General features: G+C 39.3%; 2 protein-coding genes. Both read left to right on the plus strand.

The window, feature by feature from the left end:
* Positions 1 to 74: hypothetical protein (locus tag RMB13_RS21775; RefSeq protein ID WP_409070782.1), on the plus strand; the 74-nt coding region annotated here is incomplete at its 5' end.
* Positions 71 to 1102, plus strand: a complete 1032-nt coding sequence (locus RMB13_RS00565; RefSeq protein ID WP_311073133.1) for a fimbrial protein — start codon at positions 71 to 73, stop codon at positions 1100 to 1102. The genes RMB13_RS21775 and RMB13_RS00565, both read left to right, overlap by 4 nt.
* Positions 1103 to 1125: the final 23 nt, after the last annotated feature.

Genomic DNA, 1125 nt, shown 5'->3' on the forward strand with positions numbered 1-1125 from the left:
TTGAGTACAACATCAGTAATCAGTTGCAAAATAAGCAACAAAGCATGGTAATGACTGAGGCTGTCTGCAAATGAAAAGAATATTATTAACAGGTGCTCTATTTACTGCTGGTCTTGGCGTTTATGGTGAAGCTAATGCATCTTGTACAGCAAGTAACTCTAACTCTGGCGCCTCATTTAGTACGATTGATATTCCTATGGCGGTTGGACGAGTTGTTGTTCGACCAAGTGATGCCGTCGGCAAAATTCTCGTAAAATCAACATTTCCAATTACCGCTAATGGATCACGATACAGATGTACATCAAGTTCAGATTCTCTTATTGCTACACTTACCCAAGGTTACCCCTTAAGCCCACTGGGCAATAGTATTTACTCTACAAATATTCCTGGGATCGGTATTCGTTTATACCGTGAAGCTTTAGATAATGCGAATTTTTCTGGTTATTATCCATATACGCGGAGTATAACAGTCAATGCTAATCATGTTCTTTCTTCGGGTTACTTTGTTGTTGAAATCGTAAAAACAGCAGAACAAACAGGTTCTGGTACTCTTGTTCCTGGGTTATATAGTCGATACTATGCCACTGGTCATAGTGCCAATCCATTCTTAACCAGTACCGTTTATGGTAATGCAATTACCATTGCATCATCGTCATGTGAACTCCAAGGCGATATAAATAAAGCAATTCAACTTCCTACCGTTACTAAATCAGGATTTACAGGTGTTGGTTCCACTCAAGGCGAACAGACTTTTGATATCAACATTCTGTGTAATGGTGGTGAGAATCCAACAGGGTATGAAGAGAAAAACCTGATTAGTTTAAGTTACGACTTTACACAAGATGGAACCAATGATCAGGTTTTGAGTAATATCGCTCCCACTACTGACAGTGCAAGTGGAGTTGGTGTACAATTACTCTGGAATTACCAAGGTGCAAACCAAGTCATCAAAAAAGGTGATAAATTAGCCTTAGGTACATTGTCTTCTAACCAGACACTTCAATATAACGTACCGATGACTGCCCGCTATTATCAAACAGCAGCAAATGTAACTGCCGGTAAAGTACGTGCAATGGCTACTGTAACTATTGAATATGATTAGCATATCGTCAGGAGCTAAATCTT

Source organism: Acinetobacter sp. V102_4, assembly GCF_031799005.1.
In the GTDB taxonomy this organism is placed as follows: Bacteria; Pseudomonadota; Gammaproteobacteria; order Pseudomonadales; family Moraxellaceae; genus Acinetobacter; species Acinetobacter calcoaceticus.

Excerpts from the sequence above, each read along its gene's own strand:
- RMB13_RS00565 (WP_311073133.1), top strand. The coding sequence starts at position 71 with ATGAAAAGAATATTATTAACAGGTGCTCTATTTACTGCTGGTCTTGGC.